Genomic DNA, 12733 nt, shown 5'->3' with positions numbered 1-12733 from the left:
GCTCAGCCCCCGGTCTCGGCTTGAGGCGGACTGAAGCGCCGCTCCAGCTGATTCATCGCCAGGAAGATCACCGGCGTGGAAAACAGCGTCAGCAACTGGCTGAGCAACAGCCCGCCGATGATCGCGATGCCCAGCGGATGGCGCAGCTCCGAACCGATGCCGGTGCCCAGCGCCAGCGGCACCGCGCCGAACAGCGAGGCCATGGAGGTCATCAGGATCGGCCGGAAACGCAGCTCCGCCGCCTTGCGAATGGCCGCCACCGGGTCCAGCCCATCCTTGCGCTGCGATTCCAGGGCGAAGTCGACCATCATGATGCCGTTCTTCATGACAATACCGATCAGCAGCACGATGCCGATCAGGCCGATGATGTCGAACTGGGTCCCGGTGACCCGCAACGCCAGCAAGGCCCCCAGGGCCGCCGAGAGCAAGGTCGAGAGGATGGTCACCGGGTGCACGAAGCTCTCGTAGAGAATGCCCAGCATCAGGTAGACCACGACAATCGCCGCCGCCACCAGGAACACCTGGTTCGACAGCGAAGACTGGAAGGTTGCGGCGGCGCCTTCCAGGTTGGCCTGTACCGTCAGTGGCAGGCCGATGTCCTTCTCAATCTGATTCAGGCGCGCGACTGCCGCCCCCAGCGTCTGGCCGGGGGCCAGGTTGAAGGAGATGTCCGCATAGGGGAACTGGCCCAGCCGGTTGATGGTGATGGGCGTGCGAATCACCTGCTGGGTGGCCATGCTCGCCAGGGACGTCACGACGCCGCTGCTGGTGGTGACATAGAGCCCGGTCAGCAGGTCGGCGAGGTTACGCGGTGGCCGGTCGCTGGCCATCACCACGTGGTACTGGTTGAGCTGGGTGTAGAGGGTCGAAACCTGGCGCTGGCCAAAGGCGTCGTACAGCACGTTATCGATGGCCTGGGGCGTCACCCCCAGGCGGGAAGCCGTGGCGCGGTCGATGTTGATGCGGATCTGATTACCGAACTGCATCGCCTGGCTTTGCACGTCGCTGAACAGCGGGTCCTTGGCGATGGCCGCCAGCAGTTTGCCCGTCCACTGTTCCAGGACCTGCGGATCGGTGGCCTGCAAGCCGAGGCGGTAGCTGGTGGTGGCCACCGTCGCGTCCAGGGTCAGGTCCTGCACGCTGTGCAGGTACAGGCGCACCCCGGAATCATCGGCATTGGCATCCGACAGCCGGCGAATCACCGCCGCCGCATTGTCACGCTGGCCGTGCTCCTTGAGGTTGATCAGCAGGTTGCCCTGGTTGATGGTCGGGTTGGTCTGGTCGATACCGACGAAGGACGACAGGCTGGCCACCGCCGGATCCTTGAGGATTCTGGCGGCGAGCTTCTGCTGTTGCCGCTCCATCTGCTGGAACGACACGCTGGGTGAACCCTGGGAAATGCCCTGGATCAGCCCGGTGTCCTGCTCGGGAAAAAACCCCTTGGGCATGACCATGATGATGAACAGGGTCAGCAACGCGGTGAACACCACGGATATCAGTGTCAGGGGGCGGTGCAGCAGGACCCAGTCCAGGCCACGCACGTAGTAGCGGTTGATCCGGTCGAAAAAGTCCGGGCGGCGTTCCCCGGCATGCTTGTGCAGCATGCGCGCGCACATCATCGGTGTCAGGGTCAGGGAAATCACCGCCGAGATCACGATGGTCACCGCCACCGTCATGGCGAATTCGCGAAACAGCCGCCCGACCACATCGCCCATGAACAACAGCGGGATCATCACCGCGATCAGCGCCACCGACAGCGAGACGATGGTGAAGCCGATCTGTGCCGAGCCCTTGAGCGCCGCCTGCAACGGCGTATCCCCCGCCTCCAGGTAGCGGGTGATGTTTTCGATCATGACGATGGCATCGTCGACCACGAAGCCGATGGCAATGGTCAAGGCCATCAGCGTCAGGTTGTTCAGGGAAAACCCCAGCGTGTAGGCCACCGCCAGGGTACCGATCAGGGTCAGGGGCACGGTGACGGCCGGAATCAACGTGGCCGGTACCGTGCGCAGGAACAGGAAGATCACCAGCACCACCAGCAGCACCGCGACCGTCAGTTCGTACTGGACGTCGGTGACCGAGGCGCGAATGGTCTGGGTGCGGTCGGTCAGCACGCTGACCTTGAGGGTCCCCGGCAGGCTGGCGCGCAGCTTGGGCAGCAGCTGCTGGACCCGGTCGACCACCTGGATCACGTTCGCCCCCGGTTGGCGCTGGATATTCAGCACGATCGACGGCGTGTCGTTGGTCCAGGCCGCCTGCCGGGGATTTTCCGCGCCCTGGACGGAACTCGCGATCTGCGCGAGACGGATCGGCGCACCGTTCTTGTAGCCGATCACCAGGTCGCGGTACTCGTCGGCCGATTGCAATTGATCGTTGGCACCGATGGAAAACGCCTGGAACTTGCCGTCGATATTGCCCTTGGCCTGGTTGACGTTGGCGGTGCCCAGGGAACTGCGCAGGTCTTCCAGGGACAGGCCGAGGCTATTGAGCGCCGAGGTATTGGCCTCGACCCTGACCGCCGGGCGCTGGCCGCCGCTGAGGGTCACCAGCCCTACTCCGGAAATCTGCGAGATCTTCTGCGCCAGGCGGGTATCGGCCAGGTCCTCGATTTTGGTCAGCGGCAACACATCGGAGGTCAGCGACAGCGTCAGTACCGGTGCATCGGCCGGGTTGACCTTGCTGTAGACCGGTGGATACGGCAGGTTGGCCGGCAGGAAGGTCCCGGCGGCATTGATCGAGGCCTGCACTTCCTGTTCGGCGATATCCAGCGACAGCGCCAGGTCGAATTGCAGGGTGATGACCGAGGCGCCATCGGAGCTGGTGGAGCCCATCGACTTGAGCCCGGGCATTTCGCCGAACTGGCGTTCCAGCGGCGCGGTGATCGAGGAACTGATCACCTCCGGGCTGGCCCCGGGGTACTGAGTGAAGACCTGGATGGTCGGGTAATCGACTTCCGGCAGGGCCGAAACCGACAGCAGGTGATAGCCGAGCAGCCCCAGCAGGAGCACGGCGATCATCAGCAGTGTGGTGGCGATGGGGCGTTCGATGAAGGGCCGTGAGATGTTCATGGGCAAAACCTCACTGGCTGACCACCTTGACCGGGGAGCCGTCGTCCAGCTTGTCGGCGCCTTCGGTAATCACCTGCTCCCCGACTTTTACTCCATTCTCCAGCACCGCCGTCAGGTCGCCGCTGGCCGGCCCGCTCTTGATCGGCCGCAGGCTGGCCTTGCTGCCTTGCACCACAAAGACGAAATCGCCCTTGCTACCATGTTGGATCGCCAGGGTCGGCACCACGGCGACCTGCTGCAAGGTGTCGGCCTTGAGCCGGGCATTGACGAACTGATTGGGGAACAGTGCGTTGCCGGCGTCGTTGAATTGCCCCTTGACCCTTACCGTGCCGGTGGTGGTATCGACCTGGTTGTCCAGGGCCAGCAAGGTCCCGCTGGCCAGCAGGTTGTGTTTGTTGCGATCGTAGGCCAGGACATCCACCGGTCCCTTGGCCATGGCCTGGTCGATGGCGCCCAGATCATCCTCCGGCACCGCGAACACCACCGTGGCCGGGTTCATCTGGGTGATCACCGCGATGCCGGTGGTGCTGCCCGCGGCGACGAAATTGCCGGGATCCACCAGGCGCAGGCCGACGATGCCCTCCACCGGCGAGGCGATGGTGCAGTAACTCACCAGTACCTGCAGGTTCTGCACCGCACCGTCATCCGCCGCCACCGTCCCCAGTTGCTCTTGCACCGTGGCAGCCTGGGTATCGAGGGTCTGTTGGCTGACCGAGCCGACCTTGATCAGTTGGCGAAAACGCGCCAGGTCGCGCTGGGCATTGACCAGCACCGCCTGGTCGTGGGCCAGCACGCCCTTGGCCTGCGCCAGTTGGGCCTTGAGCGCCCGGTCGTCGATTCGCGCCACCACCTGGCCCTTGCTGACCCGCTGCCCCTCCTTGAACTCTACCGAAGCCAGGATCCCGGAAACCTGGCTGACCACGGTCACGCTGCGGGTCGGCGTCACCGTGCCCAGGGCATCGATATACACCGGCACATCCATCAGTTTGACGGCGACGGCGGTCACGGGATCGCCCAGGGAGGGTGGCTTGGCCTTGGGTTTGCTCAAGCCGTGATAGAGCGCCCAGCCACCCGCCAGGAGCACGAGCACCACGATGACCAGCGCAATCCTGCTGCGTTTCACTCATCGCTCCCCGGGGGGCCCGCTTCTGCACCGGCAACGGACATCACCCTGTGTATTGAAGGTTAGTCTGCTATCGAGGGTGCGCCCGGGAAGCTGAACGCGAGCTTTCTGAGCGGGTAGGGATATCGTGAAACGTTTGTCAGTTTTCCGATTTGGAAAGGAAAATGATCTGTACCCGCAGCCCAGCGCCATTTGATGGAGTATCAAGTACTACTTTGGCTCCGTGCTGCTCTGCAATCGTTTTAACAATTGAAAGCCCCAGTCCGCTGCCAGACCCGGTTTGATTATTGCCTCGATAGAATCGCTCCAGCACCCGCTCGCGGTCCGCTGCACTGATTCCTGGGCCGTTGTCGCAGACCTCAAGCACAAACCCTTGGTCGGTCTCGCGCACTGCCAAGTCAATCTTTGACTGGGCACCCGCATAACGAATGGCGTTGTCCACCAGATTATTGAGCAAGATACGCAGCGTTTCGGGATCCCCCCAAATGCTCGATGCCGCATGCTCGGCCAGCCCGAGATCAATGCCTGAAACTTCGGCCCTACGAACCTGATCACTGATCACCGACTTGCACAGATCGGATAAGTCGACGCCCTGCATGATTGGCGATTGAGCGTCAGGTTCCAAACGAGCCAAGGTCAACAACTGTTGTGTCAGGTGAGTAAGACGTGTGACGCCCGCCTGTACCTCGGACAGCGATATCCGACGGTCTTCATCGAGAGTGGCCCGCTGTGCCAGTTCCACTTGAATGCTGAGCGCTGCGACTGGAGTACGTAGCTCGTGCGCCGCATCAGCGATGAAGTCCTTTTGCATCGTGAAGGCATTTGCCAAGCGTTCTAGAAGATCGTTGAGCGCATCGACCAAAGGTTTGACTTCGCCAGGCAGTTCTTTCGAAGCAATAGGCTGCAGGCTATTCACGTTGCGCTCCGACAGTTCTGTCGCCACTGTTCGCAATGGTTTCAGCCCGTAGCTGATACCAAACCATAAGAACAGGGCCAGCAAGGGAATCAGCGACATTACTGGCCACAGCAGGTGCACGGCTAAACCGGCGAGTTCTTCCCAGCGTTTATTTTGCGCTTGAGCCACCCGGATAAGCTTGTCGCCGCGCTGGCTGACAAAGGTGTGCCAGATTTGATCTCCGACCTGAACATCACTCAGGCCAGTTTGCCGTGGTGGTGGAAGCGTGAGCCCTGAGTCAGTCGTAAAGCTCAGGACGCCTGCGCTCCAAACCTGAAGCAGCACTTCGTCAGCATTATCATCACTGAGTGGATTGGGTTTCTTGCCTGTATCCGTCAGTACAACACGCTCTCCTGGATCCACATTGATGTGTTCGGCGAGGTAACGCATGTGGTCGTTGAGCAGATCATCCAGTTCAAGGACAGCCCCCCAATAGGTGCCGATACTTGCCAGCAGTCCGGCCAGGAAAGTGGCTGGCAACAGCCATAGCAGCAGACGCCGACGGAGCGAACTCATGCGTCTTCTCCAATGTGATAACCGACACCTCGAACCGTACGGATGACCTCGGCCCCGAGCTTTTTACGCAGATTATGGATATGAACTTCCACGGCATTGCTACCCACTTCATCACCCCAACCATATAGGCGATCCTCTAGCTGCTCGCGGGAGATCACCGCATCCGGCTCCTTCATCAGTTCGTACAGCAATGCATATTCCCTGGCCGATAGGCTGACAGGTTCATTGCGCAACCACAGCAGGTGGCGTATCGGATCAAGTCGCAACGGCCCTCCCCTAAGTTCGGTCTGCACACGCCCGGATTGCCGGCGGCTGACGGCGCGGATGCGTGCAAGCAGTTCCTCGATGGCAAACGGTTTAACCAGGTAATCGTCAGCGCCGTGATCAAGGCCGGCAACCCGGTCTGGTAGCGAGTCGCGGGCGGTGATGATGATCACCGGCAAGCTCTCGTCGTGCTGACGCAGGACCTTGAGCACATCCATTCCTTCCTGACGCGGCAGTCCCAGGTCGAGCAGCAGCAACGCATAAGGGGTGGTTTCCAAAGCGTGCACGGCCGCCTTGCCGTCCGTCACCCAATCCACCGTGTATCCTTCCTGGCGCAAGCCTTTTTGTAAGCCGCTACCGATCATCGGATCATCCTCTGCCAGTAATATTCGCATCGCCTGATCCCTCTCCTCACATCATAAGGACGATAAGACTGCCAGCATCCCCCTTAAGGTGGACTTAAGGAAGCAACCACTATGGTGCCTATCACTCGCACCGTGATCACAACGTGGTGCCTCCTCGTCTCCTGAACGGGTCTCCCCATGGAAGAGCTCAATCACACTCTGTTTTTCGCTATCAACGCCAGCGTGCACTCCTCGGTGGAAATGCGGCTATTTGCGACGTTCCTGGCGCAGTGGCTCATCATAGGCACGCCGCTATTGCTGATCGGATTGTGGCTACGAGGCACACGCCACCACCGAGCCGCGGCGGTAACCGCGACGCTGAGTATCGTGTTCGCGCTTGGGTGCAACCTGCTGATCAGTAGCCTTTGGTTCCATCCGCGCCCCTTCATGTTGGGGCTAGGACAAAACTTCATGGAGCACGCCCCGGAGTCCTCTTTCCCCAGCGATCATGCCACTGTGATGTTCACGTTGGCCCTTGCTCTGATGCTGGCATCGCTGAGCAGGCTTGGCGTACTGATTCTACTGCTGGCCACCTTGGTCGGCTGGGCCCGTGTCTATTTAGGTGTGCATTTCCCATTCGATATTGCCGGGTCGCTGCTGGTCTCGTTGATAAGCGCGTGGCTGGTACCGCAGGTGTTGAGTTGGAGACATCTTGGCGAGCATTTGCTCGACGTTCTTGAGCGCCTGTATCAACGAGTTTTTCCTCCCGTCGCTCGACGCAACACTCACCGGTAGGAGGAGAGGCAATGCCGGATTTGCGAGGCTCTGCGTACGCCAACACTTTGCGCTCAAAGAAAATGCGAATGCATAAACAGTGTTTTATCACTGTGGTAGTGCTGCTCAGCGGCTGTGCGAGTTATCAACCACAACCACTGGCGCCTCTGAAAATGATGGCGGCCTATGAAGAGCGGTCTCTGACTAACCCGGCGCTTCAACGCTTCATCACGGCACACCGCGCCAACACAACCCCTCTATGGAATCTGAGTACCTTAACCCTGGCGGCCTACTACTACAGCCCTGAGCTGGATGCAGTGCGTGCCAAGTTTGCCAGCGGTGAGGCGGCAACAGAAACGGCGAACCAACGACCCAATCCGTCCTTGTCGTTGCCACTGCAGTACGCCGATCAGCCCATAAAACCGTGGACGTACGGATTGGCCCTCGACATCCCGATTGAGACTGCCGGGAAACGTGGGTATCGAGTGGCCCAAGCACAACAACTCTCAGACGCTGCCCGACTCAATATCGGTCAAACCGCCTGGCAGATCAGAAGTCGTCTTCGTAGCGCCCTGCTTGATCTTTACGCTGCCAGCCAGCACCACGCGATTATCGAGCGCCAGGTCGACATCCAGCAGAACCTTGTCACTATGCTGGAGAAGCAGCTTTCGTTGGGGTCGGCCTCGACGTTCGAGTTGAACCAGGAGCAGATCATTCTGGAGCGTGATCGTAGCGACTTGGCTAATAGCGAAAAACTGATGCTGGACACCAAAGCACTGATCGCTCAGACCATTGGGATTCCTCTCAAGGCTCTTGAACCCATCAAGCTAGATCTGAGCGACTTCGAGAGGCTGACTCCTCAGATCCCTGATAGCACCGCCCGTCGTCAGACCGTCCTGAATCGCACTGACATTCTGGGCGCCCTCGCCGAGTACGAAGCGAGCCAAGCGGCTCTCCAACTGGAAGTTGCACGACAGTATCCGAACCTGTCGCTCGGGCTGGGGTACTCGTTTGACCAAGGGGTGAACAAGTACAGCGTTACACCGGCAGGCATCACCCTCCCCCTGTTCAACCGCAATGAAGGGCCTATCGCGGAGGCCGAAGCGCGCCGCAAGGAAGCCGCCATTCACGTCGAAGCACTTCAAGACCAAGCGATCAATCAGACAGACAGCGCGCTGCAACACTATCGCCTGGCCACGGAAAACCTTGCACTCATCGACACCCAGGGGGCGACCCGAACAGCTGCTTTTGAAGCTGACCAACGCTCCTTTGAGATAGGCGCAATAGACCGATTGGCGCTATCGCGGTCACGCCGTGCGGTGAATATCGATGCAATGACCCACGTGGATGCAGTGGTTCAAGTCCAGCAAACCATCAGTCAACTTGAAAATGCCATCCAGCAGCCGCTCGATGGAATCCCATTGCACGCCCAGTCAACCGAGGCGGTCATTCGAAAATGAATACACCCTTTCGTAGTAAAACCTCACTGGTCGCCCTGGCGGTGGTAGCGACCATCGGATTAGGCGCTTTAGGTTTTTTCTCTTATCAAGCCATGACGGTCGTGCCTGCAACTCCGATCGCGCCGCCTCCGACACGGGTCACTACCGAAGGCGGTTTGACCATCGTCACGCTGGATGAAACGACCCAGACAATCAGTGGTATCCAGAGTGAGCCGATCACGGCGTCCAGCCACCCAGTGGAACATCTTGCTTACGGCAGTGTGCTTGATGTGCAAGGACTCAACGATCTGAGCACTCGTTACGCCATGGCTCAAGCGGACTCAGCGGCGGCACAGTCTGCCGCTTCGGCCTCGGGCCAGGAATATGAACGCAACCTCGCACTGTTCAAGGCGAACCAGAGCGTATCCATGAAGGTGCTGCAAGCTTCGCAAGTCACATGGAATACAGACAAGACCAAGCTACAGGCAGCGAGCGCCAACATACAGTCGATACGCAATAGTGCGCTGCAACAGTTTGGTGCGCCCTTGGCCGGCATGCTCGGAGCGCCGGACGCCGCGCTGTTGCACAGGCTGTTGAGCCGTGAGGACATGCTTTTGCGCATTGTTCTCCCCCTCGGCGTTGATGTGGCCGCTCCTGAACTGATTGCGGTTGAGTCCAGCGAACATCATCGGGAAACGGCTCAGCTCATTTCAGTCTCGCCTCAAGTCGACGCTTCGACCGAAGGCCGTGCATACCTTTACCGAGCGGCGGCGATCCTGCCAATCGGTAGCAAAGTGGTTGCCTATTTGCCGTTGCCCACATCCACCCGCCCCCGTCTCTTGATACCTGAGGCCGCCATCCTCTGGTTTGCTGGGCAGCCGTGGACGTATGTGCAAATTGCCAAAGACCGGTTTACCCGCCGTCCTGTCGCAGACCAAACCCCTTACGACAACGGATACCTGGTCAGTGCGGGGTTTGAGTCCGGTGATCGTGTCGTGGTACGCGGTGCGCAACTGCTGTTATCCGAAGAGCAGCGTCCACCCATCACCGCATCGTCTTGTAAAGACCCCGAATGTGACGACTAACCAGACGGCAGCGAATACACCATGTTGAATTCAATTATCCGCTTCGCTGTACGCTTCCGAGGGGTCGTTATCGCCCTCGCTTGTCTGCTGGCAGGTTATGGCATCTACACCCTGACTCAGGCCCGGCAAGATGTTTTCCCCGAGTTCGCGCCACCGCTGGCGGTGATTCAAACCGAAGCCCCTGGGTTATCGTCCGAACAGGTTGAAATGCTGATCACCCAGCCGGTCGAAAATGCCATGGGTGGCACCCTGGGACTGGCGAGCATGCGATCCAAATCGTTACCAGGACTGTCCATGGTGACGCTGACCTTCAAGGATGGGGCCGATATTTACCGAGCCAGACAACTGGCTGCGGAGCGACTCAGTACGCTCACCGGTATTCTCCCGCACGGGATCAAAACGCCAGCGCTCTTGCCATTAACGTCATCTACCAGCGTCGCCTTGGTCGCAGGTATCACCTCTGACACCCGCTCGCTGATGGAGATGCGCACACTGGCGGAGTGGACGATCAAACCGCAATTGTTACGCGTGCCCGGTGTGGCGGACGTCATCGTATTCGGCGGTGATCTGAAACAGTTTCAGATTCAGGCGGACCCCAAAAAACTGGTGCAATACGGTTTCTCTCTTCAAGACGTGTTGAGCGCTGCCCAGCGCGCAACGGGCGTTAGAGGCGCGGGCTTTCTGGAAACCGCCAACCAGCGCATCGTCTTGAATACCGAGGGCCAAACCGTTACACCCGCGCAGTTGGCGCAAACGGTGCTCAACTATCAGAATGGAACCGCCGTACGCCTGGGGGATGTCGCCATGGTGACCTACGGGCCCGCTCCCGCAGTGGGCGCGGCAGCCATCGAGGGTAAGCCTGCGGTGTCGCTGATGGTGGAAAGCCAATACGGCGCCGATATGATGAGCGTCTCCAGTCATGTGGAAAGCGCCCTGGACAGTTTGAAACCTGCGCTCGACGCGGAACAGGTGCGTCTGCATCCAGACCTCTTCCGACCCGCCAAATTTATTGAAACCGCGATGAGTCACTTGCAGACGGCACTGCTATTGGGCGGTGTGTTGGTTGTCCTGGTGCTGTTTCTGTTCTTGCTCAATATCCGCACTGCAATCATCTCGGCTACAGCCATTCCGCTGTCCTTGTTGACGGCGGTGATCGTGCTCCATCACTTCGGTGTGAGTCTCAACACCATGACCTTGGGCGGCCTGGCCATTGCCTTGGGAGAAGTTGTGGACGATGCCGTGGTCGACGTGGAGAACATCTTCCGTCGGCTGCGCCAGAATCAAATGCTGGAACATCCCGTATCACCGGCCTTGGTGGTATTGCGCGCCTCATTCGAAGTCCGCAGTGCAGTGGTGTATGCCACCCTGGTTGTTGCGCTGATTTTCCTGCCCGTACTGGCACTGTCAGGGATCGCCGGGAAACTGTTCGCGCCCTTGGGGCTCGCCTACATCCTGGCAATTTTGGCCTCCCTGGTGGTGGCCCTGACGGTCACGCCGGCGCTGGCGTTCATGTTGTTGACCACCAAGCCGCTTCAATCGGACGAGCCAAAATGGGTCCGGCGACTGAAGGCTGGCTACCTGAAATTACTCGCCAACATCGAGTCGCACTCTCGCCCGCTCATCTGGATGATCGTCATTCTCTGCACCGTGGCAGCCAGTGCGCTGCCGTTTTTTGGCGGCAACTTCATACCCGAGTTGAAGGAGGGACATTACCTCATCCATATGGCTTTAGCCCCCGGCGCCTCTTTGAGCGAGTCCATGCGTGTGGGTAACCGTGTGGCGCAAGAGCTGAGCACAGTCCCCGGCGTGCGGCTGGTAGCGCAACGCGCAGGGCGAGCCAGTGAAGTGGTCGACCCGACCGGTGTGCACGTCAGTGAGTTCGAAGTGGATTTGAATAGCGTGTCCGCCGCTGAGGAAACCCAGGCTGTGGCGCGTATTCAGCAAGTACTGGCCAGCTTCCCGGGGCTGACGACGTCGGTGAACACATTCCTGACTGAACGGGTGGACGAAAGCATCTCCGGCATCACCGCTCCGGTCGTTATCAATGTCTTTGGCCCTGACCTGGATGTGTTGGACAGCAAAGCCCAGGAAATCGCCCAGGTGATCGGTCGAATTCCGGGCACCATCGGCCTGAGAGTCGAGTCCGCCCAGCATGTGCCGCAATTGACCATCAGGCTGCGGCCTGAGCAATTGACCCATTGGGGGTTCGAGCCGGTTGATGTGATGGAGGCGCTTCAAGTGGCTTATGACGGAGTGACCGCCAGCCAGATCTATCAGGGGAACCAGACTTATGACGTCACCGTCTCATTGACGCCCACGGCCCACCACGGCATCGCGACGGTCGGTTCACTGCTGCTGCGTAATAGAACCGGAACAACGGTGCCTCTTGATCAGCTGGCTCTGATCACCCAAACCACCAGCCGCTACCAAATCATGCACAGCGGTGGCCAACGCCTGCAAACCGTCTCGACCGCTGTACATGGCCGGGCGGTGAGTGACTACGTTCAGGAGGCTCAAAGGCTGATTAACCAGGAGGTCACGCTACCCAAGGGAACCTACGTCTTGTTTGCGGGAGAGGAACAAGCTCGTGCGCAATCGCAACAGGACTTACTGGTTTACACAGCGGCTGCCATCATTGGGATCATGCTGCTGTTGTTCCTCGCCCTCAAAAGCATGCGCGCGTTGGTTCTGGTCTTGGTGAACCTACCCTTTGCCCTGGTAGGTGGCGTATTGACCGTGTTGGTGTGCGGTGGAAACTTGTCATTGGGTTCGCTTGTCGGGTTTGTCACCCTGTTTGGTATAACACTGCGCAACTCCATCATGCTCATCTCACATTACTCGAACCTGGTGAATGAAGAAGGCATGACATGGGGGCCGGAAGCGGCCCGACGGGGCGCCGCCGAGCGACTGGTACCGATCCTGATGACTGCCGTGGTGACCGCGCTCGGGCTGCTACCTTTGGCGCTTGCCAGTGGTGCTGCCGGCAATGAAATCGAAGGGCCTATGGCTATTGTTATCCTGGGCGGGTTAGTGACCTCAACCGCACTCAATCTACTGGTGTTACCGACCTTGGCGTTGCATTTTGGACGTTTTGAAAAGCGTGTAGAGGAGTTCCCTCACCCGGACATCCCAAGTGAGGGAGCAGCCCCAAACGCCGTGTAACAA

General features: G+C 59.5%; 8 protein-coding genes. 4 read left to right on the top strand and 4 right to left on the bottom strand.

The window, feature by feature from the left end:
* Window positions 1–2 precede the first annotated feature (2 nt).
* The 4 genes from UCMB321_RS14380 to UCMB321_RS14365 form a co-directional block, all read right to left on the bottom strand.
* On the bottom strand, window positions 3–3068 hold the full coding sequence (locus tag UCMB321_RS14380; protein ID WP_040067850.1) for an efflux RND transporter permease subunit: 3066 nt from the start codon (window positions 3066–3068) through the stop codon (window positions 3–5).
* A 10-nt stretch (window positions 3069–3078) separates the two neighbouring features.
* Window positions 3079–4146 carry an efflux RND transporter periplasmic adaptor subunit gene (locus UCMB321_RS14375; RefSeq protein ID WP_425338569.1) on the bottom strand — a complete coding sequence of 356 codons (1068 nt, stop codon included), beginning with the start codon at window positions 4144–4146 and terminating at the stop codon, window positions 3079–3081.
* Between the two features lie 184 nt (window positions 4147–4330).
* On the bottom strand, window positions 4331–5662 hold the full coding sequence (locus UCMB321_RS14370; protein WP_040067844.1) for an ATP-binding protein: 1332 nt from the start codon (window positions 5660–5662) through the stop codon (window positions 4331–4333).
* The gene (locus UCMB321_RS14365; RefSeq protein ID WP_040067842.1) at window positions 5659–6321 is read right to left on the bottom strand and encodes a response regulator; all 663 of its coding nucleotides are present in this window, start codon (window positions 6319–6321) and stop codon (window positions 5659–5661) included. Before UCMB321_RS14365 ends, UCMB321_RS14370 begins: the two co-directional genes overlap by 4 nt.
* A 147-nt stretch (window positions 6322–6468) precedes the next feature.
* Here UCMB321_RS14365 and UCMB321_RS14360 point away from each other — a divergent pair, with 147 nt between their 5' ends.
* The 4 genes from UCMB321_RS14360 (at window position 6469) to UCMB321_RS14345 (ending at window position 12730) form a co-directional block, all read left to right on the top strand.
* On the top strand, window positions 6469–7065 hold the full coding sequence (locus tag UCMB321_RS14360) for an undecaprenyl-diphosphatase (protein ID WP_040067841.1): 597 nt from the start codon (window positions 6469–6471) through the stop codon (window positions 7063–7065).
* 68 nt (window positions 7066–7133) lie between these two features.
* Window positions 7134–8504, top strand: coding sequence for a TolC family protein (locus UCMB321_RS14355; RefSeq protein ID WP_052451213.1), 1371 nt, complete (start codon window positions 7134–7136; stop codon window positions 8502–8504).
* Window positions 8501–9568 (top strand): efflux RND transporter periplasmic adaptor subunit, encoded by a 1068-nt coding sequence (locus UCMB321_RS14350; RefSeq protein WP_052451211.1) that lies wholly within the window; start codon window positions 8501–8503, stop codon window positions 9566–9568. The genes UCMB321_RS14355 and UCMB321_RS14350 overlap by 4 nt, the downstream gene beginning before the upstream one ends.
* Before the next feature lie 21 nt (window positions 9569–9589).
* Window positions 9590–12730, top strand: coding sequence for an efflux RND transporter permease subunit (locus UCMB321_RS14345; protein WP_040067838.1), 3141 nt, complete (start codon window positions 9590–9592; stop codon window positions 12728–12730).
* Window positions 12731–12733 lie beyond the last annotated feature (3 nt).

The sequence above is a fragment of the Pseudomonas batumici genome (assembly GCF_000820515.1).
GTDB classification, from domain to species: Bacteria; Pseudomonadota; Gammaproteobacteria; order Pseudomonadales; family Pseudomonadaceae; genus Aquipseudomonas; species Aquipseudomonas batumici.
This window is presented reverse-complemented; position numbering and strand designations above follow the sequence as displayed.

What these genes read in the sequence shown, in the direction of transcription:
- UCMB321_RS14380 (WP_040067850.1), bottom strand. Translation starts at nt 3,068, where the DNA reads ATGAACATCTCACGGCCCTTCATCGAACGCCCCATCGCCACCACACTG.
- UCMB321_RS14370 (WP_040067844.1), bottom strand. Translation starts at nt 5,662, where the DNA reads ATGAGTTCGCTCCGTCGGCGTCTGCTGCTATGGCTGTTGCCAGCCACT.
- UCMB321_RS14365 (WP_040067842.1), bottom strand. Translation starts at nt 6,321, where the DNA reads ATGCGAATATTACTGGCAGAGGATGATCCGATGATCGGTAGCGGCTTA.
- UCMB321_RS14360 (WP_040067841.1), top strand. Translation starts at nt 6,469, where the DNA reads ATGGAAGAGCTCAATCACACTCTGTTTTTCGCTATCAACGCCAGCGTG.
- UCMB321_RS14355 (WP_052451213.1), top strand. Translation starts at nt 7,134, where the DNA reads ATGCATAAACAGTGTTTTATCACTGTGGTAGTGCTGCTCAGCGGCTGT.
- UCMB321_RS14350 (WP_052451211.1), top strand. Translation starts at nt 8,501, where the DNA reads ATGAATACACCCTTTCGTAGTAAAACCTCACTGGTCGCCCTGGCGGTG.
- UCMB321_RS14345 (WP_040067838.1), top strand. Translation starts at nt 9,590, where the DNA reads ATGTTGAATTCAATTATCCGCTTCGCTGTACGCTTCCGAGGGGTCGTT.